At 72.0% G+C, this 24,708-nt stretch carries 23 protein-coding genes; 10 read left to right on the top strand and 13 right to left on the bottom strand.

The window, feature by feature from the left end:
• Positions 1 to 82 precede the first annotated feature (82 nt).
• The 3 genes from BJ992_RS13880 to BJ992_RS13870 are packed head-to-tail and all read right to left on the bottom strand — an operon-like array spanning position 83 to position 2,818.
• A complete protein-coding gene (locus tag BJ992_RS13880) occupies positions 83 to 937 on the bottom strand; it encodes a 3-hydroxyacyl-CoA dehydrogenase family protein (RefSeq protein WP_221474805.1) in 855 nt (284 codons plus the stop codon).
• Positions 938 to 990: 53 nt separating this feature from the next.
• Positions 991 to 1,965 (bottom strand): electron transfer flavoprotein subunit alpha/FixB family protein, encoded by a 975-nt coding sequence (locus BJ992_RS13875; RefSeq protein WP_184981037.1) that lies wholly within the window; start codon positions 1,963 to 1,965, stop codon positions 991 to 993.
• Positions 1,966 to 1,975: 10 nt separating this feature from the next.
• Positions 1,976 to 2,818: an electron transfer flavoprotein subunit beta/FixA family protein gene (locus BJ992_RS13870; RefSeq protein WP_343072978.1), complete on the bottom strand. Its 843-nt coding sequence runs from the start codon at positions 2,816 to 2,818 to the stop codon at positions 1,976 to 1,978.
• A gap of 143 nt (positions 2,819 to 2,961) precedes the next feature.
• On the opposite strand from BJ992_RS13870, the gene BJ992_RS13865 reads away from it, so the two are divergent.
• Complete coding sequence (locus tag BJ992_RS13865) at positions 2,962 to 4,437, top strand: NAD-dependent succinate-semialdehyde dehydrogenase (protein ID WP_184981035.1); 1,476 nt, start codon at positions 2,962 to 2,964, stop codon at positions 4,435 to 4,437.
• 65 nt (positions 4,438 to 4,502) lie between these two features.
• Here BJ992_RS13865 and BJ992_RS13860 read toward each other — a convergent pair whose 3' ends face one another.
• Positions 4,503 to 5,180 carry an alpha/beta fold hydrolase gene (locus BJ992_RS13860; RefSeq protein ID WP_184981033.1) on the bottom strand — a complete coding sequence of 226 codons (678 nt, stop codon included), beginning with the start codon at positions 5,178 to 5,180 and terminating at the stop codon, positions 4,503 to 4,505.
• A 64-nt stretch (positions 5,181 to 5,244) separates the two neighbouring features.
• On the opposite strand from BJ992_RS13860, the gene BJ992_RS13855 reads away from it, so the two are divergent.
• From BJ992_RS13855 to BJ992_RS13845, 3 genes are all read left to right on the top strand, one after another.
• Positions 5,245 to 6,708: a carboxyl transferase domain-containing protein gene (locus BJ992_RS13855; protein WP_184981032.1), complete on the top strand. Its 1,464-nt coding sequence runs from the start codon at positions 5,245 to 5,247 to the stop codon at positions 6,706 to 6,708.
• A 49-nt stretch (positions 6,709 to 6,757) separates the two neighbouring features.
• The gene (locus BJ992_RS13850) at positions 6,758 to 7,087 is read left to right on the top strand and encodes a DUF4286 family protein (RefSeq protein WP_184981030.1); all 330 of its coding nucleotides are present in this window, start codon (positions 6,758 to 6,760) and stop codon (positions 7,085 to 7,087) included.
• Positions 7,088 to 7,214: 127 nt separating this feature from the next.
• On the top strand, positions 7,215 to 8,006 hold the full coding sequence (locus BJ992_RS13845) for an enoyl-CoA hydratase/isomerase family protein (RefSeq protein WP_184981028.1): 792 nt from the start codon (positions 7,215 to 7,217) through the stop codon (positions 8,004 to 8,006).
• A gap of 114 nt (positions 8,007 to 8,120) precedes the next feature.
• Here the strand turns inward: BJ992_RS13845 and BJ992_RS13840 are convergent, their stop codons facing one another.
• The gene (locus tag BJ992_RS13840) at positions 8,121 to 8,999 is read right to left on the bottom strand and encodes an acyl-CoA thioesterase (RefSeq protein ID WP_184981026.1); all 879 of its coding nucleotides are present in this window, start codon (positions 8,997 to 8,999) and stop codon (positions 8,121 to 8,123) included.
• A 130-nt stretch (positions 9,000 to 9,129) separates the two neighbouring features.
• Here BJ992_RS13840 and BJ992_RS13835 point away from each other — a divergent pair, with 130 nt between their 5' ends.
• Positions 9,130 to 10,041 (top strand): enoyl-CoA hydratase, encoded by a 912-nt coding sequence (locus BJ992_RS13835; RefSeq protein ID WP_184981024.1) that lies wholly within the window; start codon positions 9,130 to 9,132, stop codon positions 10,039 to 10,041.
• 58 nt (positions 10,042 to 10,099) lie between these two features.
• On the top strand, positions 10,100 to 11,356 hold the full coding sequence (locus BJ992_RS13830; protein WP_184981022.1) for an MFS transporter: 1,257 nt from the start codon (positions 10,100 to 10,102) through the stop codon (positions 11,354 to 11,356).
• Between the two features lie 28 nt (positions 11,357 to 11,384).
• On the opposite strand, the gene BJ992_RS13825 is transcribed toward BJ992_RS13830, so the two are convergent.
• A complete protein-coding gene (locus BJ992_RS13825) occupies positions 11,385 to 12,248 on the bottom strand; it encodes an LLM class F420-dependent oxidoreductase (RefSeq protein WP_184981020.1) in 864 nt (287 codons plus the stop codon).
• A gap of 74 nt (positions 12,249 to 12,322) precedes the next feature.
• Between BJ992_RS13825 and BJ992_RS13820 the strand changes: the two genes are divergently transcribed.
• Together BJ992_RS13820 and BJ992_RS13815 are read left to right on the top strand one after the other, a co-directional pair.
• Positions 12,323 to 13,591, top strand: coding sequence for a CoA transferase (locus BJ992_RS13820; protein WP_184981018.1), 1,269 nt, complete (start codon positions 12,323 to 12,325; stop codon positions 13,589 to 13,591).
• A gap of 19 nt (positions 13,592 to 13,610) precedes the next feature.
• The gene (locus tag BJ992_RS13815) at positions 13,611 to 14,894 is read left to right on the top strand and encodes a CaiB/BaiF CoA transferase family protein (RefSeq protein ID WP_184981016.1); all 1,284 of its coding nucleotides are present in this window, start codon (positions 13,611 to 13,613) and stop codon (positions 14,892 to 14,894) included.
• A 115-nt stretch (positions 14,895 to 15,009) separates the two neighbouring features.
• Here BJ992_RS13815 and BJ992_RS13810 read toward each other — a convergent pair whose 3' ends face one another.
• The 3 genes from BJ992_RS13810 to BJ992_RS13800 all read right to left on the bottom strand — a co-directional run bounded on the left by BJ992_RS13810 (position 15,010) and on the right by BJ992_RS13800 (position 17,775).
• Positions 15,010 to 16,218 carry an acyl-CoA dehydrogenase family protein gene (locus BJ992_RS13810; RefSeq protein WP_184981014.1) on the bottom strand — a complete coding sequence of 403 codons (1,209 nt, stop codon included), beginning with the start codon at positions 16,216 to 16,218 and terminating at the stop codon, positions 15,010 to 15,012.
• A 17-nt stretch (positions 16,219 to 16,235) separates the two neighbouring features.
• Complete coding sequence (locus BJ992_RS13805) at positions 16,236 to 17,288, bottom strand: acyl-CoA dehydrogenase family protein (protein ID WP_221474804.1); 1,053 nt, start codon at positions 17,286 to 17,288, stop codon at positions 16,236 to 16,238.
• Between the two features lie 82 nt (positions 17,289 to 17,370).
• Positions 17,371 to 17,775: an ArsR/SmtB family transcription factor gene (locus BJ992_RS13800; RefSeq protein WP_184981010.1), complete on the bottom strand. Its 405-nt coding sequence runs from the start codon at positions 17,773 to 17,775 to the stop codon at positions 17,371 to 17,373.
• Positions 17,776 to 18,141: 366 nt separating this feature from the next.
• On the opposite strand from BJ992_RS13800, the gene BJ992_RS13795 reads away from it, so the two are divergent.
• Complete coding sequence (locus BJ992_RS13795; RefSeq protein ID WP_184981008.1) at positions 18,142 to 18,597, top strand: metalloregulator ArsR/SmtB family transcription factor; 456 nt, start codon at positions 18,142 to 18,144, stop codon at positions 18,595 to 18,597.
• 129 nt (positions 18,598 to 18,726) lie between these two features.
• Here the strand turns inward: BJ992_RS13795 and BJ992_RS13790 are convergent, their stop codons facing one another.
• Entirely contained in the window at positions 18,727 to 19,134 is a 408-nt protein-coding gene (locus BJ992_RS13790; protein ID WP_184981006.1) for a MaoC/PaaZ C-terminal domain-containing protein, read from the bottom strand.
• Between the two features lie 11 nt (positions 19,135 to 19,145).
• Positions 19,146 to 19,667 carry an FAS1-like dehydratase domain-containing protein gene (locus BJ992_RS13785; RefSeq protein WP_221474803.1) on the bottom strand — a complete coding sequence of 174 codons (522 nt, stop codon included), beginning with the start codon at positions 19,665 to 19,667 and terminating at the stop codon, positions 19,146 to 19,148.
• A gap of 239 nt (positions 19,668 to 19,906) precedes the next feature.
• Here BJ992_RS13785 and BJ992_RS13780 point away from each other — a divergent pair, with 239 nt between their 5' ends.
• Positions 19,907 to 22,024 carry an acetate--CoA ligase family protein gene (locus tag BJ992_RS13780; RefSeq protein ID WP_184981005.1) on the top strand — a complete coding sequence of 706 codons (2,118 nt, stop codon included), beginning with the start codon at positions 19,907 to 19,909 and terminating at the stop codon, positions 22,022 to 22,024.
• A 114-nt stretch (positions 22,025 to 22,138) separates the two neighbouring features.
• On the opposite strand, the gene BJ992_RS13775 is transcribed toward BJ992_RS13780, so the two are convergent.
• Together BJ992_RS13775 and BJ992_RS13770 are read right to left on the bottom strand one after the other, a co-directional pair.
• A complete protein-coding gene (locus tag BJ992_RS13775; protein WP_184981003.1) occupies positions 22,139 to 23,377 on the bottom strand; it encodes an acyl-CoA dehydrogenase family protein in 1,239 nt (412 codons plus the stop codon).
• Between the two features lie 13 nt (positions 23,378 to 23,390).
• Positions 23,391 to 24,524, bottom strand: coding sequence for an acyl-CoA dehydrogenase family protein (locus BJ992_RS13770; RefSeq protein WP_184981001.1), 1,134 nt, complete (start codon positions 24,522 to 24,524; stop codon positions 23,391 to 23,393).
• Positions 24,525 to 24,708 lie beyond the last annotated feature (184 nt).

Raw genomic sequence — 24,708 nt, 5'->3', positions numbered from 1 at the left:
CGGAGCCCGTGCCGTGTGATCAGGCACGCCGGAGCCCGTGCCGTGTGGATGCGCGGCACGGGCTCCGAGGGTCACGCGGGGGTCAGGTCTCGTAGGTGTAGAAGCCGCGGCCGGTCTTGCGGCCGAGCCAGCCGAGGCGTACGTACTGCTTGAGCAGGGTCGGCGGGAAGTACCTCGGCTCCTTGTACTCCTCGTACATCGACGCGGCCATGTCGTGCACGATGTCCAGGCCGATCAGGTCGCTGAGCGCGAAGGGGCCCATAGGGTGGTTGAACCCCAGCTTGATGACGGCGTCGATGGACTCCATGGGGGCCACGCCGCGCTCGTGGGCCCGGATCGCGTCCAGCAGGTAGGGGACGATCAGCAGGTTCCCCACGAAACCCGGCACGTCGTTGACGATGACGGGGTCCTTGCCTAGGTCGACGGCGAAGCGGCGCAGCGCCTCCACCGTCTCATCGAGGGTCACCGGGGTCTTGATGACCTCGACCAGCCGCATGGCCGGCACCGGGTTGAAGAAGTGCAGCCCCACGACGCGCTCGGGACGGCTGGTCGCGCCGGCCAGGATGACCAGCGGGATCGTGGAGGTGTTGGAGGCGATGAGCGTCTCCTGCGGCACGAGCTTGTCGATCTCGCCGAGCAGGTTCCGCTTGAGCTCGACGTCCTCGAACACGGCGTCCACCACCAGGTCGGCGCCGGCGACGGCGGCCAGGTCGGTGACGATGGTGATGCGGCCGAGTGCCTCCTCGACCTGCGCCTCGGTCATCTTGCCTCGGGCCGCCGTGCGCGCGTACCCGTCGCGCACCCGTCCCCAGGCGGCCTCGACGGCCGCCTCGTCGCGCTCCACGCCGATCACCTCACGGCCGTGGTGGGCCGCGACCTGCGTGATCCCCGCCCCCATGGTGCCGAGACCGATCACGCCGACACTCTTGATCTGCACGCTCTCACTCCTGTCGTCAGTGCCGATCCGGCTGCTGTGCTCCACGCCGGCCGTCAGGACCGGCGGCGGTCGATCTCGTCGGTGAGCCGCGGCAGCACCGAGTGCAGGTCCCCCACGACGCCGAAGTCGGCCAGCTCGAAGATGGGTGCCTCGGGGTCCTTGTTGACCACGACCACGGTCTTGGAGGTCTGCATGCCGGCGCGGTGCTGGATGGCGCCGGAGATCCCCGCCGCGACGTACAGCTGGGGTGCCACGGTCTTCCCCGTCTGGCCGACCTGGTGACTGTGGGGGTACCACCCGGCGTCCACGGCGGCCCTGGACGCGCCGACGGCGCCGCCGAGCTGGTCGGCCAGGCGCTCGATCAGGCCGAACGCCTGCTCGCCGCCGAGGCCGCGGCCGCCGGAGACCACGACCGAGGCGTCGGTCAGCTCCGGACGTCCCGAGGCCTGCCGTACCGTCCTGGACGTGATGCGCGCGGCGCGCGCGAGGTCGGAGAACGCGACGTCTACCTTGACGACCTCGGGGGTGACCTGCTCCTCCTGCGGCGTCACCGCGTTGGGCTTGACCACGATCACCGGTGGCCCCGTCGTGACCTGCGACCGCACCGTGTAGGCGGCGGCGAAGACCGACTGCGACGCGACGGGGCCTGTGCCCTCGTCGTCCACGGTGACGTCGACGGCGTCGGTGATGATGCCGGAGCCGAGCCGCAGCGCCAGGCGGGCCGCGATCTCCTTGCCTTCGGGGCTCGCGCCGATCAGCACGCCGCCGAGCCCGTCACCGATCCGGCCGGCGATCTCGGTGAGCGCCTCGACCTTCGGCAGCACGAGGTAATCGTGTACGGCCGGGTCCGCCACGGCGTACACCGTGGCGGCGCCGAACCGGCCGAGGTGCTCGACCAGCCCGGATTCCGCCGCGCCGAAGACGACGGCGGCGGGGGTGCCGAACCTGCGGGCCAGGGTGAGCAGTTCCAGCGCCGGCTTGCGCACCGGCGTGGTGGCCGCGTCGACGAGAACGAGAACGTGGGACATCGAGGCTCCTTCAGATGAATTTCCGCGACGCGAGGAAGTCGGCCAGCGCGACCTGGCCCTCGCCTTCGTCGGTGACGCGGGGGCCCGCCTGACGGGGTGGCCTGGCGGTGATCGATCGGGTCGCCGAGCGTGCGGCGGACAGGCCCGTCCCGCCGGTGTCCGGGCCGAGGTCGGCGAGCGTCCAGGTCTCGACCGGCTTCTTCTTCGCGGCCATGATCCCCTTGAAGGAGGGGTACCTCGGGTCCCCGCTGCGGTCGGTGACGCTGACCAGCGCGGGAAGCGGCGCGACCACGGTCTCCACGGCGGCGTCGGTCTCGCGTTCGATGCGGACCTCGTCGCCTGCGAGGGTGAGCTCACGCGCGTAGGTGAGCTGGGGGACGCCGAGCCGCTCGGCCACCATGGAGGGGACCACCCCCATCCCCGCGTCGGTCGAGGCCATGCCGCAGACCACCAGGTCGTGGCCCACCTTGCGCACCGCCTCGGCCAGCACCGCCGATGTGGCGATCGCGTCCGACCCGTGCAGCGCGTCGTCCAGGACGTGCACCGCCCGGTCGCCACCCATGGACAACGCCTTGCGCAGCGCGCCGGCCGCGGCGGCGGGGCCCATGGTGACGTAGACGACCTCGGCCCCGCCGTTCTCCGAGATACGCAGCGCCTGCTCGGCGGCGTACTCGTCGAGCTCGGAGAGCTGGCCCTCCACCGCGTCGCGGTCCACGGTGCCGTCGTCGGCGAACCGCACGGTCCCCGTCAGGTCGGGGGTGTACTTCACGAGCACGACCACTTTCAGCACGACGATCCGCTCCTTCGCATCGGCGCGGGCCTGCGGCCGGGGGACCGGACGACCTGCGGACACTAAGATCAAGTTGATGATGATAAATCTATCGAAATAAAAGAGGTCCGGTCAACGTCCTGCGGACCTCCCGGAGGCATCGCTAAGATAGTTAGACACATAGTAAACTATCGAAACGAGAGCTACGGATGCCGGAGGGCACGACGATGACTGTCCCGAATCCAGGCGCGGAGGCACCCTCCGACGTCGCGTCGCTGTACATCGATGGCGAGTGGCGGCACGCCGCGTCCGGCGGCACGTTCGACGTGCGCGACCCGGCGAGCGGCGCGCTGATCGGCCGGGTGGCGGCCGGTGGCGCCGGGGACGCCACGGCGGCGGTGGCCGCGGCGGCGACGGCCTTCCCCGGCTGGGCCGCGCGGACCGCCTATGACCGCAGCGCCTACCTCTACCGTGCGCACTCCTTGATGCTCGAACGCGCCGAGGACCTGGCGAAGCTGATGACGACCGAGCAGGGCAAGCCGCTGCGCGCGGCGCGCACGGAGGTGCGGTACGCCGCCGACTTCCTGCTGTGGTTCGCCGAGGAGGGCAAGCGCGCGTACGGCAGGACCATCCCCTCGGCCCGCGCCGACCAGCGGTTCATGGTGATGCACCAGCCGATCGGCGTGGTAGGCGCGATCACGCCGTGGAACTACCCTATTTCGATGATCACCCGTAAGGTGGCGCCGGCCCTGGCCGCCGGCTGCACGATCGTGCTCAAGCCCGCCGAGCAGACCCCGCTGTGCGCCGTGGAGGTGTTCCGGATCCTCGACGAGGCCGGGCTGCCGCCGGGAGTCGCCAACCTCGTCACCAGCGAGGACCCCGCGCCGGTCGGCGAGGTGCTCCTGACCGATCCCGTCGTCGGGAAGCTGACGTTCACCGGCTCGACGGAGGTCGGCAAGTTCCTCGCGCGCCGCGCGGCCGACCAGATGAAGCGGGTCTCACTCGAACTCGGCGGCCACGCGCCGTTCATCGTCTTCGAGGACGCCGACCCCGTGCACGCCGCCAAGGGTGCGTCGCTGGTGAAGTTCCTCAACACCGGCCAGGCGTGCATCTGCCCCAACCGCCTGTACGTGCACCGGTCGATCAAGGACAGGTTCGTGGAGACCCTGCGCGACCGGGCCGCCGCGATGCGGGCCGGCTCGGGCTTCACCGACGGCGTGACGGTCGGCCCGCTGATCGACGAGGACGCCTACCGGCGCATGACGCGCCAGGTCGACGACGCGGTGGCCAAGGGGGCCCAGGTGATGGCCGGCGGCACGCGGCTCACCGGGGACGACGTGGACGGCGGCTACTTCTACGCGCCGACCGTCCTCACCGAGGTCACCCCGGAGATGGAGATCTACCGCGAGGAGACCTTCGGCCCCATCGCCCCCGTCATCGTGTTCGACGACGAGGCCGAGGTGATCGAGATGGCCAACGACACCCGGTACGGCCTGGCGTCCTACATCTACACCCGTGACCTCGGCCGGGCCCTGCGCGTCTCGGAGGCGCTCAGGTTCGGGATGGTCGGCGTCAACGACATCAACCCCACCTCCGCCGCCGCGCCGTTCGGCGGCGCCAAGGAGAGCGGCCTCGGCCGCGAAGGCGCGCAGGAAGGCCTGCTGGAGTACCTGGAGACCAAGCTGGTCGGCATCAGCATCTGACCGTCACCGGCCGCGGGTCGCGGAAACGGTGTCACCCCCGCTCAGGGAGAACGGGGGCGGTGGGGTCAGGCCTCCAGGAAGGTCAGCGCGGTCTGGATGCCGCGCGGGTCGGTCAAGGTCGAGAAGTGGTCGGCGCCTGGCAGCACCCGTGTCTCGGCGCGTGGCAGCGTGGCGGCGAGGCGCGCGGGAAGCCCCGCCGGGTCGCGGTCGCCGATCAGGAACAGCACGGGGACGTCCACCTCGCGCAACCGCCGCTCGTCCAGAGGGCCGGTCTCGCGCCGCAGGAAGGCGGCGAGCGCGCGGGGGTCGTTGCCCTCGGAGCGGGCCATCCGGTGGAAGAGCCGCGAGGTGACGTCGGCGGGGTCGACGGTGTCCTGCTCGATGACCGCCGCGAGCGCGGCGACGTCCTGATCCTCCATGACGCCGTCCCCCACCCCCATCAGCACCAGGCGGCGGAAGCGGCCCGGCTCGCGGGTGAGCAGGCGCAGCAGGATCGCGGCCCCGGCGGAGAACCCGGCGGCGTCCACCACGGGGTCGCCGGCCATGGCCGCGGACACGTGACCCTCCACGTCGCGGTAGTCGGCCGGGTCGGCGGACCGGCCCGCCTGGCCGTGGCCCGGCAGATCGACCGGGACGACCCGCCGGCCCTCGTCCGCCAGCAGGTCGGCCCACCCCGTCCTGCGCCAGCCGTGCTCGAACGACGACGCCAGTCCGTGGACCAGCAGCACCGGTGGTCTGGACATCGAGTCCTCCCCTCACTTATGTTTCAATGGATTTATTTCTATCAAACTTATTCGGACGGTGCAGGTGACCAGGACCGAAGAGGACGGCAAAGTGGCCGGCGCGGCGCGTCTGTTCGAGGTCTCCGCGTGGTGGGACACCGAGCTGCGCGTCACCGACCCGCTTCGCTTCCCCGGGTACGCCGACATGCTGGGAAGCACCTCCGGCGAGTCCGTGCGGACCGGCCTGGTGCGGATCGGAGGCACACGCGCGGCCCTGATCGAGAGCAGGTACGAGAACTTCGGCGGCACCATGGGGGCCGTCGCGGGGGAACGGATCGCACGCGCGTTCCGCCGCGCCACCGACCTGCGCGTCCCCGTCGTGGCGCTCATCGCCACCGGCGGCGCGCGCCTCCAGGAAGGCATGGTGTCGCTCATCCAGATGGGCCGCACCGCCTCGGCCCGCATCGTGCACGCCAACGCCGGCCTGCTGACCGCCGCGGTGTACCGCTCCCCCACCACCGGTGGCGTCTACGCCTCCTGGGGGTCGCTGGCCGACCTGCGTGCCGCCTCCGCCGGCGCGGTGATGGGGTTCGGTGGCCCACGCGTGGTGGAACAGGTGACCGGCCAGGCGCCGCCGCCGACGTCGCACACCGCCGAGTCCGCCTACGCGGCCGGGCTGGTGGACGCCGTGGTGACCGGCGAGGACGAGACGGCCTGGCTGGAGGCGGTGCTCGGCGTCAGGGAACGGCCGCTGCGCGTGGACCTGCGCCGTCCCCCCGTACCCCTGCCGGACCGCGGCGACGGCGGCGTACCCGCCGCGGGCCGGCAGGTCCTCCTCGAGGCGCGCAGCCGCAAGCGGCCCTCGGGTTTGGAGTGGGCCGCGGCGCTGTGCTCCTCGTGGGTCGACCTGCACGGCACCGACCCCGTCATCAGGGCCGGGCTCGCCGTCGTCGGCGGACGCCGCGCCGTGGTGGTGGCCATGGACCGGCACGCGCGCGCCGACGGCGCGGCCCGTCCAGGACCCGCCGACTACCGGCTGGCCCAGCGGGCCATCGCGCTGGCCGACCAGCTCGGCCTGCCGATCCTGACGCTCATCGACACCCCCGGCGCCGAACCGGGACCCCGCTCCGAGGCCGGCGGCATCGCGGCCGAGATCGCGCGGACCCTCCAGGCCCTGGCCCGCACCCGCAGCGTCTCGGTGTCGGTGTGCGTCGGCGAGGGAGGCAGCGGCGGAGCGGTCGCGCTCGGCTACACCGACCGCGCGTTCATGCTGGACGACGCGGTGTTCTCGGTGATCGGCCCCGAGGCCGCGGCGGTCGTGCTGTTCCGCGACCCGAGCCGCGCCGGGGAGATGGCCGACGCCATGCGGATCACCGGCGCGGACCTGCGGCGCCTCGGCATCGTCGACGGCCTGCTCCCCGGCGCCGGCCCCCGCGCGGTCCGTGCCGTACGCGACGCGGTGCTCACGGCGTTCGACACCGCCGCACCCGGCGACCGCGACGTGCGCTCCGACCGCGCCACCCAGGTCTGGCTCCGCACCGCCGGCTGAACCGGCCCCCACGTCCCCCACCCATCGCACCGATCCCAAGGAGACACCGATGACCCGCAAGGCACTGCTTCTCGTCCACTCCAACGCCGTCGACGGCCAGGACGACGACTTCAACTCCTGGTACGACCAGGTGCACATCCCGCAGCTGCTCGAACGCGTGCCCGGCGTCGTGCGGGCCTCGCGGTACGAGGCGTCCCCCGACCGGCGGCCGCTGCCGGAGCGTTACCTCGCCGTCTACGAGATCGAGGCCGACGACCCCGCCGCGGTGGTGAAGGCCATCAACAAGGCCGCGGCCGGCGGCGAGCTCGACATGAGCCCCGCCATGGACGTCAGCAGGCCACCGGTGATGGCCCTGTACGAACCGCTCGGCGGCCGGTGAGCACATCACGACCGGATCTAGGGACCGGTGCTCTGGCGCTACAGTGGGCGGATCGACGCGGATCCCACCCACGGCGCCGGAGCGCCGGCCGGGACGCCTGCCGCAGCCACCGATGGAGGAGATGGGGATGAGCTCCACCGACGCCGTCCTCCTTGAGGAGCCCGCACCCGGCGTGCGCCTGATCACGCTGAACCGGCCGCAGGTCCGCAACGCCATGACCGCCGAGGTCACGGCCGCGTGGACGGCCGCGATCGCGCAGGTCGCCGAGGACGACGGGGTGCGTGTGCTCGTCGTCACCGGGGCGGGGAGCTCGTTCTGCTCGGGAGCCGACCTGTCCTGGCTCGACCAGGGGGCCTCCCAGGAGACCACCCCCGACCGCATGCGCGAGCGCATGCTGCCGTTCTACCGCTCCTGGTTGTCCCCGCGTGACCTGCCGTTCCCGGTGATCGCCGCGATCAACGGCCCGGCCGTCGGCGCGGGCCTGTGCGCGGCGCTCGCCTGCGACCTGCGGTACGCCGCGACGTCCGCCAGGTTCAGCGCGCCGTTCATCTACCTCGGGACCCACGGCGGCATGGCGGCCACCTGGCTGCTGCAGGAGTCCGTCGGCGTGCCGAGGGCCCGCGAGCTGCTCTACACCGGCCGCGAGGTGCTGCCCGAGGAGGCGCTGGCCTGGGGTCTGATCACCGGGGTGGCCGACGACGTCCTCGACCACTCGCTCAAGATCGCGTCCCAGATCGCCACCGCGGCCCCGATCGCGACCCGCCTCACCAAGGCGGGCCTTGAGCAGTCCGCGCACGGCCTGGCCGCGTCGCTGCAGTGGGAGGCGCTGGCGCAACCGGTGACTCTGGCCACCTCGGACGTGCATGAGGGCATCCAGGCCAAGCGCGAACGCCGTCCGCCGATCTTCACCGGGAACTGATTCTCCGGACCGGCCCTCCGGCGGGGACCGGCCGGCGGCGGACCGGCGCGGCGCGGTCCTCTCCGCGCCTCGCCGCACGCGCAGTCCCCTCTGCCTCGCCGCACGGCGCCGTTCTCACATCGCTGTCCGCGTGTCGCCGCGCGGGGTTCCGCCGGGGAAGGCGCGGATCATGCCGTCCTGCGCGAAGGACGCCACCAGCGTGCCGGCGGCGGTGAAGACCGCGCCGGTGCCGTGGCATCGGCCGTTGCCGGCGTAGGTGCTCGTCTGGGTGATGAGCAGCCATTCGCGGGTGTCGCACTCCTCGTGGAACGTGATCATGTGGGTGAGGACGCCGGTGGACACCGTCTCGTGGGCCATCTCCTGGCCGAGGCGGTGGGGACGCATCGCGGTGCCGATCAGCAGGCCGTCGGTGTACCAGCACAGCAGCGCGCGGTGCGTTCCCGCGTCGCCGTCCGGCGCGCAGGGGAAGCGGGCCCACGCGTGCAGTTCGGCCGGCCCGGTGTGCTCGGCGGACAGCACAGCACGGCCGCCGACGAGCCGCAGCCGCGAACCCGGCTCGGCGTCCACCGGTTCGGCCTCGTCCGGGCCGGGGACGGCCGGCATGGCGCGCGCGTGCCGGATGACGTCGGGGTCGCCGGAGTCCAGCAGGACCTGGCCCACGCAGAGGGTGCGGCCTCGCTGCTCGGCCCGTGCGGTCACGCTGCCGGTGGTCCGTCCGTCGTGCACGATCTCTGTCGCGAAGGTCGTCTCCTCGGTCACCGATCCGGGCCTGGCGAACAGCGCCTGGACCGTACGCGCGGGCCGGCCTGCCGTGTCCTCGGCGGCGAGGGCCAGCTGGCCGAGGAGCTGGCCGCCGAAGACGACCTGGCGGTGCGCGGACGGCACGTTGGGTGCGCGGTACCGGCCGTCGCCGAGGCGCTCCAGGGTGAACGCCGCCGGCAGCGAGGCGCCGCCGGCTTCCTGCGGTGACGGGACGGCGGCCTGGTCGTTCATCTCGGCTCCTGTGGCGAGGTGGTGCGCGCCTGGCCGTGCGGGCCGGGCCGGACGCGGGGCCTGTCTTGACGGCCCATACTCTTTTTTATAGTTTTAAAAATATATAAACAAGGGTGTGGAGGGGTGCGCGTTGGAGAGCTACCGGTACATCACGTACGAGACCCTGGACGACGGCGTGATCGCGCGGATCACCCTGAACCGCCCCAAGGCGCGCAACGCGCAGAACCGCGGTCTGCTGGTCGAGCTCGACGACGCCTTCCTCGCGGCCGAGGCCGACGACACCGTTCGTGTGGTCGTCCTGCGCGGCGCGGGGCCGATGTTCTCCGCGGGCCATGACATGGGGTCATCGCTCTTCCAGGAGGAGTGGAACGAGGGTCCCGGCCAGCACCCGAGCAGGCGGGTCAACGGCGGTACGCGGCCCGCGGCCGAAGGCAGAGCGCTCCAGGAGTGGCACTACTTCTTCCGCACCACCCTGCGCTGGCGCGACCTGCGCAAGATCACGATCGCCGAGACGCACGGCAAGGTCTACGCGGCCGGCCTCATGCTGGCCTGGGCCTGCGACCTGATCGTCGCCGCCGAGGACACCGAGTTCGCCGACGTCGTCGGCACACGTCTCGGCATGTGCGGTGTCGAGTACTTCGGCCACCCGTGGGAGTTCGGGCCGCGCAAGGCCAAGGAACTGCTGCTCACCGGCGACTCCATCGACGCCGTCGAGGCGCATCGGCTCGGCATGGTGAGCAAGGTCTTCCCCGCCGCCGACCTGGAACGGCGCACCCTGGAGTTCGCGCGCCGCGTCGCGGGGCTCGACACCATGGCGGCACTGATGATCAAGGAATCGGTGAACCAGACCGTCGACAACATGGGCTTCCACAACGCGCTCAACGCCTGCTTCACCATCCACCAGCTCAACCACTCCCACTGGGCCGAACGCACCGGCGGCTACGCGGCCGGCACCCCCGAGTTCGGCGTCACCCCGTGGAACGAGGCCCCACCGGTACGCCGCGCCGTCATGGACGCCTCCGGCGCACCGGAGTCGTCGTGACCCGCAGGCACACCTCCGGCCGACCACTCCGGTGACACCTGATCCGGCATCCCGCGACGTGTCCTGCGATCCGGACGCGACCCACGACCCCGTTCGTGGCACGGCCGTCGCGGCGGACGCCGCCGCGCTCGCGGACGCGCGGCGGCGGGTCCGGGGCTGGATCGCGGTGGCCGGGGTGTTCGTGGTCCTGGCGGTGAGCACGGGTGCCGGGTTCTACTCGAGCTCCGCCTACATCACCGCGCTCACCACCGAGCGGGGGTTCGACCTGACCACGGCCTCGTTCGGGCCCACGGCGTCGTTCGTGGTCGCCGGGCTCTGCGGGATACCGGCCGCGTGGCTGCTGCCGCGCCTGCGGGTCCGCGCCATGCTGCTCGTCGGTGCGGCCGGGACCGCGGCCGGGTTGTTCCTCCTCGGTCGTGCGGACACGGCGGCGGCGCTGTGGGGTGCGTTCGCGCTCATGGGGGCCGCCGGCGCGCTGATGACCGTCGTCCCCGGCACGTCGCTGATCGCACGCTGGTTCGATCCGGCACCGGGGAAGGCGATCACCATCGCCACCACCGGGATGTCCGCGGGTGGGGCCCTGGTCCCGCCGGGAACGGTGTTCCTCGTCCAGCGGTACGGGTTCGAGGCCGCCGCCGGCCTGCTCGGGCTCCTCACCATCGCGGTCGTCGCCGTCGTCGCGGCCGTGGTACGCGAGCCACCGGTCGTCCGGTCACCGGTCGCCTCGACCGGCGCGGCGCGGGCCGCCGCGGCGGACGGCACCACCTGGCCCGCGTGGACGTTCCCCGTCGTCAGTGTGGCCTTCGGCCTGCTCATGCTGTCCCAGGTGGGGACGATCACCCACCTGCTGTCGATCGCGAACGACCGCGGCGTCCAGGGTGCCGAGTTCGCGCTCACCGCGCTGGCGGTGTCCAGCGTCTGCGGCCGGCTCGCGGGGATCGCGGTGTCGGCCCGGCTCGGCCTGCTGCGGTTCAGCCTGGTCATCGCCGCGCTCCAGGCCGCGTCGCTGGTGCTCACCGCCGTCGCGGACGGCCTGACCGCTTTCGTGGCCGGCGCGGCGCTCCTCGGCGTGACCGTCGGCAACGCCGTGGTGCTCATGCCGCTGCACACCCTGGCGGTGTACGGCCTGCCACGCTTCGACCCCATGTTCGCGCGGCTCAACCTCGTGTCCACCGGCGGCACCGCCGGGGGGCCGGTCCTGCTCGGGATCCTCCATGGCGTACTCGACGGCTACCGCGCGCCGCTGCTCCTCCTGGCGGCCGGCTCCGGCCTCGCCTGCGTGCTGCTCCTCGCGTGCCGCGTCGACTCACGCTGAGCGAAGTGCCGGAGCGTCGGCGGACCGGTCAGCACTTGGCCATGACGGACGTGAAGTAGTCGTCGAGCCAGTCGAGCACGTCGTCCACGGAGGACGCGAGGCCGGCCGGGTAGGAGGTGACGACCCGGGTGACCCCGAGCGCGGCGAGTTCCTCGATCTCTGTGGCGTCCCCGGGGGCACCCGAGGTGATCTCGAACGGCAGGTGCGCGCGTCCGGTGGCGGCCCGTTCCGTCCGGATCACCGCGATCCGGCCGGCCAGTTCCTCGTGGTTCTCCGACCCGAGCTCGATCCAGCCGTCCCCGAGGCGTCCGGCGCGCCGCAGCGCGGCGGCGCTGGTCCCGCCGATCTCGATGGGGATGCAGGGACGTTGCAGCGACCTCGGCGAGAAGACCACCGGCCCGAACCGGTAGTGCCTGCCGTGGTGCTCGACCGGTTCCCTCGCCGTCCACAGGGTGCGCAGCAGGGGGATGATCTCGTCCATCCGGCTGCCTCTGGTGTGGAAGTCCTGGCCCGCGGCGGTGTACTCGTCGGCCAGCCAGCCGACACCGGCCCCGAGCGTGACCCGGCCGCCGGAGAGCCGGTCCAGGCTGACGACCGAGCGCGCCGTCACGAGCGGGTGGCGCAGCGGCAGGACGTACACGTTGGTCCCGAGGCGGATCCTGCTGGTGACGCTCGCCACGCCGGCGAGCATCACCCAGGGGTCGTACAGCGGGGTGCCGGGGTCGATGGGGGCCCGTCCGTCGCCGGAGTACAGGTAGGTCGGCGGCAGTTCCGCGGGGAGGATCAGGTGCTCCGGCATCCACACCGACTCGAACCCGAGGTCTTCGGCGTGCTTGGCGACAGTGCCGTGCCACCGGGGACGCAGACCCATCAACGACAGTCCGAACTTCATCCTGCCTCCAGGCGCCGCGGCGAATGCTGTGATATTTTTAAATATATCCTAGCATTGCCTGCGGAAGGTAGCCGATGGACGCGACGCCACCGCTGACGGGGATCCGTGTACTCGACCTGGCGAGCGAGCTGACCGCCTACGGCACCCGGCTGCTCGCCGGCCTCGGCGCCGACGTCCTGGTCGTCGAGCCCCCAGGAGGCCACGAACTGCGCCGCCGGCCACCTTTCCCCACCGGCACATCGAGTGCCTACGGACTGCCGTTCGCGTACTTGTTCACGGGAAAACGTGCCGTCACCCTCGACGTCACCGTCCCCGCGGCCCTCCCCCTGCTCACCGACCTGGCACGCGACGCCGACGTGGTGATCGCCTCACCAGGACCGCTCTCCCCCATCGCCGGCCTCACGGCGAACCCCGGCACGGTCGACGCCGGCCCAGGGGACGCCGACACGGTGGTCACGTCCCCGGCCCCTCACTCCCCCGTCGCCGGCCTCGACCCCGCGCGACCGGCCCTGAGCTGGGCCCCGCGCGACGCGATCGTCTGCCTGGTCACACCGTTCGGGCTCACCGGCCCGTACCGGTCCTACCGGGCCACCCATCTGACACTGCACGCGATGAGCGGCGGCATGCACACGCAGGGGCCCGTGGAGGGGCCGCCGGTCGTGATCCCCGGTGAGCAGAAGTACGCGGAGGTCGGCGCGTGGCTCGCGGTCGCGGTGCTCGCCGCGCTGCGCGAGCGCGGCAGGTCAGGCGGCCAGGTGCTCGATCTGTCCGCGCACGAGGTGATGACGGCGACCGACGGCTCCCTGGCCCACTACACCGCGACCGGCCACCTGACCGGCCGGGGACCCGCCCCCGGCACCCCGCCGTCGGGGGTGTGGCGGTGCCGTGACGGCGATGTCGAGTTCCAGGTGTGGACCGACCGGCACTGGCACGGCTTCGTCGAACTGATCGGCTCGCCTGAGGCACTGCGTGATCCCGCGCTGGCCCACCCCGCGGCACGGGCCCCGCGTGCCGCCGAGCTGACCGCGGTGATCGAACCTCTTGTCGGCGCCGCGAACCGGGGTGACCTGGTGCGCGAGGGCCAGCGCCTCGGGGTGCCGTGCGGCCCGATCAACACGATCGGCGAGTTCGCCGAGGACGAGCAGGTACGCGCACGCGGCGGCGTGACGGACACAAGCGGCCTCCCCATGCCGGCCTGGCCGTTCCGCGCCACCGTGCCGCTGTTCACCGAGCATCCCCGCCGCGCGCCACTGACCGGCGAGCACAACGACGAGGAGTACATCGACCGGCTCGGCCACGACGCGAACGAGCCGGCGGAGTGGCAGGAGGCGGGCCTTGTCTGAGCTATCCAAGAAATCCCACATGTCCGCGTATAAGCAGGAGCCGGAAAGCTCAGAGAAGTCGGCGAGGCGGTCTGAACAACCCCAGAGACCCGAGGGAACCCCCACACCGCACCGGCCCCCGCCACCTCATGAGTCACGGGGACCTGACGGGGCCATCGGGGAGAGGGAGCGGCTGCGGGTCATCTCGTTCGGGACGGCGATCGCCGGGACGGTGTCGTCGTCGGTGCTGGCCGAGCTCGGGGCCGATGTGGTGAAGGTCGAAGGACGGGATCGTCCGGACAACGTGCGGCGGCTGGGGCTGGCCGGGGAATCGCCGGGACGTGAGCCGTCGGGGGCGAGCACGTCGACGATGTTCGCGGCGTTCAATCGCAGCGTGCGGGGGATCGTGCTCAACATGAAGCGGGACGGGGCCGTCGAGGTGCTCGAACGGCTGGCCGGGGTGGCGGACGTGGTCATCGAGAACTTCGGGCCCGGGGTCATGGACCGGTGGGGGGTGGGGTACGAGCGGCTGGCGGCGGTGAATCCGCGGCTGGTGATGTTGTCGATCTCCGGGTACGGCAGGACCGGGCCGCGGTCGGGGTACTACGCCTACGGGTCGAACATCTCGTCGTTCACCGGGCTGACCCATCTGTGGGGAGCGGCGCACGGCACGCACTACGACCACGTGGCGCAGATCCACGGCGTCGCCGCCGTGCTCGCCGCGCTCGCTCAGCGCGACCGTACCGGGCTCGGGTCCCACATCGACCTCGCGCAGACCGAGACGGCGGCGGCCGTCATGGGGCCGCTGCTGCTGGAGTACCTGGTCAACGGGGACGACCCCGCGCCTGCGGGGAACGCCGTGCCGGGGGCCGCGCTGTCGGGGGTGTTCCCGTGCCGTGGCGAGGACGCCTGGGTGGCGGTCGAGCTGACCGGGGAGGCGGACGCCGCGACGCTCGGCGCGTTCCTCGGGGTGTCCGCCGGAGATCGCCTGGAGCAGGCGCTCCGCGCCTGGACCGCACGGCACACCCCGCATCAGGCGATGATGCTGTTGCAGCGCGCGGGGATCGCGGCGGGGGTGGTGCAGAACGGCGAGGACGTGGCCCGCGATCCGCAGCACCGCGCCAGGGGGTTCGTCGTGGAGACGGGCCACCCCGACCTCCCGCCGGCCGAGCAGCCCGGCCCGCCGCTGCGGCTGAGCGTCACCCCGGCCCGCGTACGCCGGCCGGCACCCCGCCTCGGCGAGCACACCACCGAGGTCCTGCGCGAGTGGCTGGACCTGCCGGAGGCGGAGATCAGCGATCTGCGCGAGCGAGGGGTCGTCTGACCGCACGACTCGTGCCGAAGGGTCCACTCGGCCACAAGGCCGTTCGAGTGGATCCCTGGCCGGGAAGGCATGCGGAGTGGAACGTCGTCCGGCGGACGAGACCGGACGGGGACGGTCAGGAGCCGCGGGAGTCGGCGAGTTTCCTGCTGCCGGGGTAGACCGGTCTCGGCAGGCCGAGGACGTGCTGCGCGATGATGTTGCGGAAGACCTCGGTGGTGCCGCCGTAGATGGCGGTTCCCTGCGCGAAGCGGTGCGCGTAGTCGAAGGCGCCGTCCTCCAGGCAGCCGTCGGCGCCGTGGGGCAGGAGGGCTTCGGGGCCGATCAGGTCGACCAGGCCGGCGGCGACCTCGATCATGGTCTCGGAGACGCGCACGCGGCCCATGGGACCCGGTGTGGCGAGGGACGCCTCGACGTCGAGGGCCGCCTGGCCGAGGCGTGCGCGCACGCGGGGGTCGTCGATGGGACGGCTGCCGTCGGGACGCCGCGCGGTGCGGGCCCAGCGGACGGCGGCGCGGACGTCGCGTTCCTGGCGGCGGGCCCAGCTGGAGCCGATGCCGAGGTCGGAGAGGCCGTCGTCGTGGCCGGCGCCGAAGTGCTCCTCGTCCAGGGGGCCGCGCAGCACACCCCAGCCGCCGTTGACGGGGCCGAGCCGGTAGCGGTCGGACACGCACACGTCGCCGTAGTAGACGACGTTGGTGCGTTCGCCGCCGACGGTGTGGATGGGGCCGATCTCCACTCCCGGCGAGTCGAGCGGGACCAGGAACATCGTCAGGCCCTTGTGCTTCGGCAGGTCGGGGTCGGTGCGGGTGATGAGGAACGTGTACTGGCAGTTCTGCGCGCCGGTGGTGAAGATCTTCTGGCCGTTGATCGTCCACTGGTCGCCGTCGCGCACCGCGCGGGTGCGCGCCGCGGCGATGTCGGAGCCGCCATCGGGTTCGCTGTACCCGAGGCAGAAGCGGACGTCGCCGCGTGCGACCTTCGGCACGAGCTCGGCGGCGAGATCCGGTGCCGCGTACTTCTCCACCGCCGTCAGGACCAGGCGGGTCGTGCCGAGCGTGATGTCGGGTGCGCCGGCGCGTTCCATCTCCAGTTCCAGCACCCGTTCGCGTACCCGGTCCAGGCCGGCGCCGCCCTGCTCGGGGGGCCGGCGCGGGAGGATCCAGCCTTTGGCGCCGAGCGCCTTGTGCAGCGCGAGGTTGAAGCTGCCGCCGGTGCGCCGTTCCTCCTCGTGCACCTCTTCGGTGACGTGGGTGGCGATGAAGTCACGTACCTCGGCGACGAACGCCGCCAGGTCGTCGTCGACCTCGATGCGGGAGAAATCCATGGCCGTTCCTCTCCGGCTCAGGCGGACGCCGCGAGCACGTCGCCGATCGCCAGCAGTTCGTCGGACGGATCACCGGGCAGCACGCTCCATCCCTTGGCGCGCCGGAAGTACAGCGTCACGTCGGACTCCAGCGTGAAGCCGAGCCCGCCTTGGACGTGCAGGCCGACCCGGGTCGCGAGGGTGGCGCAGCGTGCCGCGTTCGCGTACGCCATGGGGACGAGCTCGGGCCGCGCGGCCGGCTCGTGCTCGCGGAACCAGGCCGCCTTGCGCGTCAGGTTGCGCGCGCCGGAGACCTCGATCTCCACGGTCGCGAGGGGATGGGAGACCCCTTGCAGCGATCCGATCGGCACCCCCATGGTGCTGCGGGTCTTGGTGAACTCCGCGCCGAGGCGCTTGGCCTCGTCGGCTAGGCCCACCAGGGCCGCGGCGGTGAGGACCTTCCACTCGGCGAGCGCGGCGTCGAAGATCTCGCGGGCCGCGGGGCCGGTGGCGAGCACCTCGCGGGCCGCGCCGGAGGGCCGCCACCACGCGAGCGGCGCGCCACCCTGGTTGGGGACGTGGGCCGCCGGGTCCTCCCGCGTGTACAGCACGAGGTCGTCGCCGTCGAGCGCGACGACGGCGGCGGCGATCGCGCCGGCGGGGAGCAGTTGCCGCGTGCCGGCGGTCACGGGGTGCAGCGCGAGGGTCGCGGGGGCCTGACCGGCCATGGTGTCCGTGATCGACCGCGCGGCCTGTTCTGTCTCGCAGCGCGCGAGCGCGCGCGCGGCGGTGACGGCCTCCACGAACGGCACCGGCGCGAGCACTCTGCCGTACTCCTCGGCCACCAGCGCGAGGTCCACCATGGTGGCGCCGTCCCCGCCTGCCGCCTCCGGCAGGCCCATGGAGACCGCACCCATCTTCACGAGGTCCTGCCAGAGCCGTTCGTCGTACCCGAGCGGTTCGGCGGCGCGTACGCGGGTCGCGGGGCACTCGGCGGTGAAGAACTCAGCGAAGGCGTCCCGCACCGACTCCTGGTCCTCACTGAGGGAGTAGTCGTTGCGCCGCAGCTCGAACCCGGTCGCGTCGGTCACGGTCCGCCTCCTCGAAGCTATTGTTCGATGTTTCTGCATATTTCTACATACAGCGGGCCGCGTCAAGACCGCCGCAGGCGGGTCACCAGGTGAGCAGGACCACCTCGCACTGCGCGTCGGCGGCGCGGGGCGTCGCGGCCGGCCTGCGGCGGCGGGCCGCCGGCTGCAGGTCGAGGCCGTCCTCGGTGACGAGGCGGGGCTCAGGCGCCACCTGCCACAGCTCGTCGACGATCCGGCGCAGGACGTCCCTGCGCAGCGTGTAGTAGAAGTTGCGGCCCTCCTTGCGCACGGAGACGAGTTCGGCCTGGACCAGGACCCGCATGTGGTAGGAGATCGTGGGCTTCGAGACCGGCAGGGTCTCCTCCAGCACACGGCAGGCCAGCTCGTCGGCCTGCGCCATCTGCCGCAGGATGCTCCAGCGGACCGGATCGCCCAGCGCCTTGAAGACGTCGGTGGCCCTGACCGCCGCGTCGGTCTCGGATGTCATCGTGGTCCCACCCCCGTGAGGTTGACCGAAATTTTTCAATGTATCAAATGTATCGGTGGAGCCGTCCGCTGCACACCCCCGCGGCCGCTACCGGCCGGCGACGGAGGGTGACCCGGGTCATGGGGGGGCCACCGGCGCGGCGGCCGTCCGGCGTGCCGGGCCGGACCCGCCGGAGAGCCGCGATCCCCGTGCACGCCGGGGAAATCGAGGCGGTTCGACGATACGGCGGCCCGAAACATGAATCTCATCTGACCTTTACATGAATGGTTCGAGCGGGGCCCGTGCAGAGGGTACATTGATAGGTAGCTAATTCTAGAAGTGAGTGTGGCCGGCACAGGGGCCCGGCCCAAGGGGGAGGAGAACTCCGTGAAGGCAAGCGCCGCGGTGGCCGGCTCGCCGACCGAGATCTTCAAGGCTCTCGGCGATCCGATCCGGTGGGAGATCATCCGCCAGATGGCGGAGGTCGACGAGCTCGCGTGCAGCACGCTTGAGGAGACTCTGCCGGTTTCCAAGCCGACCATCTCCTACCACACCAAGATCTTGACGCAGGCGGGTCTGGTGCACGTGCGCAAGGAAGGCCGCAACTACTACTACACCCTGCGCCAGGACGTGCTGAACGAGATCATGGACCACGTCTGGGCACTCGCGCCTGCACCGCGTCCGGTGCGGGAGGGCAGGATCGACCACGAGTCCGAGGCGGTCAAGCGCCGGCGGACGACCCGGCGCCGCCTCGCGTCCGCGCCGGCCGTGGCCGCCGCGCCTGCGGTGGCCACCTCCGGAGGCGAGCCCGTGGAACGGGACGCCGTCCTGCTGACCTGGTGACCCACTGACCCGCCGGCCCGGCCAACCGGCCCGGCCCGCCGGGCCGGTGACCGTCCTGGTGACCGCGTGGCCGCCGGGCCGGGCCCGGCGTCCCGTCGCGGTCACCACACCGCCGCGGGTGCGCACCCGTCAGGTGTCCAGCGCCACGGTCGCGGTGGCCGGCGTGAGCGTCCGGCCTTCCTGATCCTTGACCGCCAGGTCGAGATCGACCAGACGCGTGCCGTCCTCCTCCCGCACCCCGGTGACGGTGCCGGTGACGGTCAGCGTCATCCCCTTGGTGTTGGCCCCCCGGAACTGGCAGGACAGGCTGACGATCCTGCCGTCGTCCCCCATCCAGTCGCGCAGCGCGTTGTGCAGGTAGGCCCACTGCAGGTTGCCCATCCCGAAGGCCGACGCGTAACCGGCCGCGCGGCCCGCCTCGTCGTCCATGTGGATCGGCACGAACTCGTCGTTGACGGCGGCGTAGCGGTTCCAGGTCGCGAGACCCGTCTCCCGGGTGAAAGCCGGCAGTTCCTGCCCGATGTCGATGGTCGGCATGACGGCTCCGTTCAGTACCGGATGAGAGTGTTGCGGCTGCGCTTGACGAGCGTGCCGTCGGCCCGGGTCCAGGTGTCCTCGGTGACGGTCATGAGCATCAGGCCGAGCCGGCCTTCCCGCTCGGTGTACGACTCCAGGCGGTTGACGCCGGTGATCACGTCCCCCGGCCTGATCCGCTCGCCGTACTCCACGCTCACGCCACCGTTGAGCTGGAACTTCAGTCCCGGCCCCGGGATGCCGAGCAGCAGCTCGGTACGGTCGGGGTCGTTGGCGTCGGCGCTTTCGTCCTCGCGGGCCGATGATTCCGCCGACATCCACGCGAAAGGATTGAAATCCTCAGGGGCCACGATTCCCTTGTGCCGGCTGCCCGCGGCGTACACCTGGTCCCAGAAAAGGGGTGGCGGCGGACCCGGCCAGTAGACTGCGATGGCCCATCGCCGGATGTCCGATTCCGCCACCGGGAAACTCACCCGGCGGCCGAGCTCGCCACCGATGGCCTCCCGCATCGCGGCGGAGATGTTGGTCTCTGGCACGTGTGCCTCCAGACGCCGTTGTGACGACATATAATTTGTAGAACTATCGAATGATTTCCCCCGCCGTCAACCCTTCCCCTGCCGCACCCTCGCCGATCGGCCGCCGTCCGAGCGGCGTGCGGCGGACGGCCGGGAGGCGGCCCGTACGCTCGGCGGCCGTTGACCCCGGCGGGACACGGCCCTAGCATGTCGATACATTCATAAGTCTCAAACTGTTGTCTGCCGTGCGGAAGGTGACTGTGAACGCTGGGACCGGCACCGCCGATCATGAGGCCCTGAACCGTCTGTTGAAGCCACGCACCATCGCCGTCGTCGGGCTCAGCGACACCTCCAACTTCCGGGACTACGTCAGCCCGACCCTGGACGGGGACGCGGAGGTCTTCTTCGTCCACCCCAAGCACGCCACCGTGCTCGGCCGGCCCACCCACCCGAACCTGACCTCGATCGGCCGTCCCCTCGACGCGATCATCTCGATGATGGCGGCAGAGCGCAGCACCCTGCTGGTCGAGGAGGCCGCGGGCCTCGACGTCGGCGGCCTGGTGTGCATCGCCGGCGGGTTCGCCGAGACGGGTGCGGACGGCGCGGCGCTGCAGAGCCGCATGGTGACCGCCGCGCGCAGCGCCGGCATGCCGGTCGTCGGACCCAACGGGCTCGGGTTCATCAACGTCCCCCGGCGGGTCAGCCTGACGATCGCCAGCCCGCACAAGCGGCGGCCCGGCGGCATCTCCGTGGTGTCGCAGAGCGGCGCGCTGCTCAGCGGGGTCGCCATGGCCGCGTGGGAACACCCCGGCTGCGGGCTCAACCTGCTGATCAGCGCCGGCAACGAGGCGGTCACCGACCTGGCCGACTACGTGGACTTTCTCGCGGCCGACCCCGACACGCGCGCGATCGGCCTGGTGGTCGAGAAGATCCGCAGGCCCGCGGCGTTCTTCGCCGCCGCGCGGCGCGCCACCGAGGCCGGCAAGCCGATCGCCGTGCTGAAGCTGGCCCGCAGCAACCGCTCCCAGCAGATGGCGGCCTCCCACACCGGCGCGCTGACCGGCGACGCCTGGGTGTACGACGTCGCGCTGCGCCAGGCCGGCGTCACCGTGGTCGCCGACCCCGAGGAGCTCGTCGACCGGCTCGCGCTGTTCGAGCAGCTCGACCCGGCCAACTGGTCCGCGGTCGAGGGACTCGGCGTGATCACCATGACGGGTGGCTTCGCGTCGCTCTCGGTGGACCTCGCCGAGGCCGACGGCATGAGCATCCCGCCGCTCAGCGAACTCGAACCCTGGGTACGTGACAACATCCCCGGCGTGACCGTGGCCAACCCCCTGGACACCACCGGTTTCGGCGCGGCGATCTGGCCCGAGGTCGTGCGCAGGTACGCCACCTGCGCCGAGTCGGACGCGCTGCTGTACCTGCACCCGCTGGCCGACGAGGACGAGAGCGACTCGACCGTCCAGCTCGTGGAGGAGTTCGCCAAGGCCGCACAGGACGCCGGCAAGCCGTTCGTCGTCACCAACTGCTCAGGAGCCCCCGGCCGGTTCGTCCTGGACCGGCTGCCCTCGGGGAAGGTCGCCGCAGGCCGCGGCCTGCGGCCCACCCTGCGCGGCCTGCAGACCCTCGGCGCGTTCGTCCGTCACCGCGAGGAGGCGGCCCGGCGTGAGGACACCCCCGTCCCGCCGAGCACCCGCAGGCCCGACGTGGCGACGGTCGCGGTGGCGGAGGGACAGATGCTGCCGTTCGGCCCCACGCTGGAGATGATCCGCGCCGCCGGTGTCCCGATCGCCCCCTACCACCTGGTGGCGGCCGGCGACGACGTGACCGGCGCGCCGTTCCCCGGGCCGTACGTCGTGAAGCTCGCCGACGTCGCGCACCGGACCGAGCACGGCGCGGTGCGCCTCGGGGTGACCGCGGACGGCCTCGGTGACGCGGTCGCCGAGCTGCGCGCGCTCGCGGCCGTTCACGGGCTGCCGCCGCTGGTGGCGGTGCAGCCGCAGGTCGAGATCCTCGGCGAGGCGTTCATCGGCGTCCAGGGAGAGAGCGAGCTCGGGCCGCTGGTCGTCTTCGGTCTCGGCGGCGTCTTCGTGGAGGTGCTGCAGCGGGTCGGCGGCCGCATGGCGCCGCTGAGCGCGCGGGACGCGCGGTCGCTGATCGACGAGTTCGCCGACGCCAAGGTGATGCACGGCTTCCGCGGCCGGCCCGCGTGGGACCTGGACGCGCTCGCGGAGATCCTCGTGGCGGCGGGCCGGCTGGCGGTGTCCGGCCGCGGGTGGATCGAGTCCCTCGACCTGAACCCGCTCGTCTTCACCCCGGACGGCTTCGTGGCGGTCGACGCGCTGTGCCTGGTCCGCGCACCGGAGCGCCGGCACTGAGACGCGCGCCGGCGGCCGGGGTGACCGGCCGCCGGCGGGACGGCGCGCAGAGGTGCACAGAGGTACATATGGACGAGGGCGGGCCGGCCGGCCCGCCCTCGTCGTGCGGGTCGTTCAGGTGCGGCCCTGGGAGACCTGGTTGAACGGCACGTCGCGGTCGGCGGCGTACTCTCTCGGCATCCCGAGGATGCGTTCGCTGATGATGTTCCGCGACATCTCGGTGCTGCCGCCACCGAGGCTGGCCCCCTGCCGCGACAGGTAATAGTGGCCGTAGTCCAGCCCCCCATGGTCGCCGAAGGCACCCGCCGCCACGTCGGCCCCGCCGATGCGCACCCCGATGTCGGCGTTCTTCCAGTCGGTCTCCGCGTGGAACAGCCGGATGATCGACGCCGCCGGCGGCGGCAGCTGACCGCTGTTCAGCCCGGACATCACCCGGTCGATGAGCTGCTCCTGCACGCGGCGCATCATGCGCGCCTCGCCGATCAGCTCGCGGACCGCGACGTCGCCGGTCTGCCCCGTGCGGCGGGCCAGGTCGGCGAAGTCGTACTCGGGACCGTGCAGGTTGGCCCTGCCCTCCCCGCTGACGTACGGCGAGCCGCCGCCGACGGCGGTGCGCTCGTGGACGAGCTGCCGGGACGCGACGGCCCAGCCGCCGTTCACCTCGCCGACCACCGAGTCGGCGGGGAGGATCACGTCGTCGAAGAACTCCTCGCAGAACTCGGTGGAGCCGTTCACCATCTTGATGCGGCGCAGCGTGATCCCCGGCTGGTGCACCTTGACCAGGAACATGGTCAGTCCACGGTGCTTGGGTGCGTCCCAGTCGGTGCGGGCCAGGCACAGCGCGTAGTCCGCCGCGTAGGCGCTGGTGCTCCAGGTCTTGGCGCCGTTCAGCACCCACACGTCGCCGTCCCTGGTGGCCCGGGTGATCACTCCGGCCAGGTCGGAGCCGCCTCTCGGCTCGCTGAGGAACTGCACGAGCACCTCGTCGCCTCTGACGGCCGCCGAGACGCGGTCCCGTTTCTGCTGCTCGCTTCCCATGTCGAGGATGGTCGGCGCGCAGATCGAGAACGTCGGGACGTTGAGCAGCAGCGGCATCTCGTAGCCGCGCGACTCCTCGGTGAAGGCGCGCTGGTGCGCGGGGGTCAGGCCGAGGCCGCCGTACTCGGCGGGGAAGCAGATCCCGGCGAACCCCCCGGCGTACAGCATCTTCTGCAGCTCGCGGGCCCGCAGCCACTCCTGGTCGTCGTCACCGCTCTCCGGCGGGCCGTGCCGCTCCGGCACGCGGGGCATGTTCTCCTTGAGCCACGCGCGGGCCCGCAGGCGGAACGATTCGACGTCTTCCATGTCACCCATCTCGTTCTCCCGGTCAGACTTCGAGGAGGTCGGCGATCCGGCGCCGGTGGTCGTCCGGCGTGCCGTACAGCGCGCGGTTCACGGTCACCCTGCGCAGGTACAGATGCAGGTCGTGCTCCCAGGTCACGCCGATGCCGCCGTGCAGCTGCACGCAGTCCTGCACGATCTCGGTCGCGCGCGCGCCGACGTACGCCTTGGCCACGCTGACCAGCTCGGCGGCGTCGGCGGCGCCGGCCTGCACGGCGCGGGCCGCGGCTCCTGTGGTGGCATGGCACGCCTCGAGCCAGGTGCGCATGTCGGCGAACCGGTGCTTGAGCGCCTGGTAGGAGGCCAGCGGACGGCCGAAGGAGTAGCGGTCGAAGGCCCACTGCACGGTGAACTCGAAGACGCGGTCGATGGCGCCGCAGGTCTCGGCGCACTGGAGCACCAGGGCCACCTGGAGCTGCCGCTCAAGGATCTCCGGCGTGCTCCGCGGCGTGCCGACCACGGCGTCGCGGCCGGCCGTCACCCCGTCGAGACGCACCTGACCGAACCTGCGGACGAGGTCGAGGCCGTCGGACGGCGTGACGGTGACCCCCGGCGCGGTGGTCTCGACGAGGAACTGCAGCGGCCCGTCCTCGGTGCCGGCGGTCACCAGGAGAAGGTCGGCCTGGCCGGCCGCCTCCACCCGGTCCTTGACGCCGTCGAGCACGTAGCCGTCGCCGCCGGCCCTGGCGGTGACGCCGGGCCGGCCGGGCCGCCACTGCGTGCCGGGCTCGTAGACGGCCCAGGTCGCGACGGCCTCCCCCGCCGCCAGGCGCTCGATGTCGGCGCTGTGGCCGGGACCGCCGGTCTCCCGCGCGGCCACCAGGCCGGCGATGACGACGTTGGTGGCGATCAGCGGGCCGGGGGTCACCATGCGTCCCATCTCCTCGGCCACGATGGCGAGGTCGGCGAGGCCCTCCCCCGAGACGCTGCCGCCGCCGAGCTCCTCGGGGACGAGCATCGCGGCCCATCCGAGCTCCGCGCCTCTGCTCCACCAGTCGCGGTCGAACCCCTCCGCGCTCTCGGACAGCTCCCGCACCCTGGTCAGCGGGGTCTCCGTGTCCAGGAACTTCTTGCTGGTGGTGCGGAAGAGCTTCTGGTCCGCCGTCAGGTCGAGATCCATCTGAGCTCCCTCACTGTGCCTTCCTTCACCTCATGTGATTAGACAATTCTAAAACTATCTACACAGTCATGAGGGGTCAATGCTCCCCCGGCCGCGCGCACCCGGCCGCGCCGTGCCGTTGACCCGGCCACTCTTACTTTGATAGTTGTTTTCCTATCTAATATTTCTGGTGTCCTACGCACGG

The sequence above is a fragment of the Sphaerisporangium rubeum genome, assembly GCF_014207705.1.
In the GTDB taxonomy this organism is placed as follows: domain Bacteria; phylum Actinomycetota; class Actinomycetes; order Streptosporangiales; family Streptosporangiaceae; genus Sphaerisporangium; species Sphaerisporangium rubeum.
Note: the sequence above shows the minus strand (reverse complement) of the source record. Positions and strands in the feature narration are given on the sequence as shown.

Bases quoted from the DNA above. Each gene is read 5' to 3' on its own strand.
- BJ992_RS13875 (WP_184981037.1), bottom strand. From the start codon at position 1,965: ATGTCCCACGTTCTCGTTCTCGTCGACGCGGCCACCACGCCGGTGCGC.
- BJ992_RS13865 (WP_184981035.1), top strand. From the start codon at position 2,962: ATGACTGTCCCGAATCCAGGCGCGGAGGCACCCTCCGACGTCGCGTCG.
- BJ992_RS13860 (WP_184981033.1), bottom strand. From the start codon at position 5,180: ATGTCCAGACCACCGGTGCTGCTGGTCCACGGACTGGCGTCGTCGTTC.
- BJ992_RS13850 (WP_184981030.1), top strand. From the start codon at position 6,758: ATGACCCGCAAGGCACTGCTTCTCGTCCACTCCAACGCCGTCGACGGC.
- BJ992_RS13845 (WP_184981028.1), top strand. From the start codon at position 7,215: ATGAGCTCCACCGACGCCGTCCTCCTTGAGGAGCCCGCACCCGGCGTG.
- BJ992_RS13840 (WP_184981026.1), bottom strand. From the start codon at position 8,999: ATGAACGACCAGGCCGCCGTCCCGTCACCGCAGGAAGCCGGCGGCGCC.
- BJ992_RS13825 (WP_184981020.1), bottom strand. From the start codon at position 12,248: ATGAAGTTCGGACTGTCGTTGATGGGTCTGCGTCCCCGGTGGCACGGC.
- BJ992_RS13820 (WP_184981018.1), top strand. From the start codon at position 12,323: ATGGACGCGACGCCACCGCTGACGGGGATCCGTGTACTCGACCTGGCG.
- BJ992_RS13815 (WP_184981016.1), top strand. From the start codon at position 13,611: ATGTCCGCGTATAAGCAGGAGCCGGAAAGCTCAGAGAAGTCGGCGAGG.
- BJ992_RS13810 (WP_184981014.1), bottom strand. From the start codon at position 16,218: ATGGATTTCTCCCGCATCGAGGTCGACGACGACCTGGCGGCGTTCGTC.
- BJ992_RS13800 (WP_184981010.1), bottom strand. From the start codon at position 17,775: ATGACATCCGAGACCGACGCGGCGGTCAGGGCCACCGACGTCTTCAAG.
- BJ992_RS13790 (WP_184981006.1), bottom strand. From the start codon at position 19,134: ATGCCGACCATCGACATCGGGCAGGAACTGCCGGCTTTCACCCGGGAG.
- BJ992_RS13775 (WP_184981003.1), bottom strand. From the start codon at position 23,377: ATGGGTGACATGGAAGACGTCGAATCGTTCCGCCTGCGGGCCCGCGCG.
- BJ992_RS13770 (WP_184981001.1), bottom strand. From the start codon at position 24,524: ATGGATCTCGACCTGACGGCGGACCAGAAGCTCTTCCGCACCACCAGC.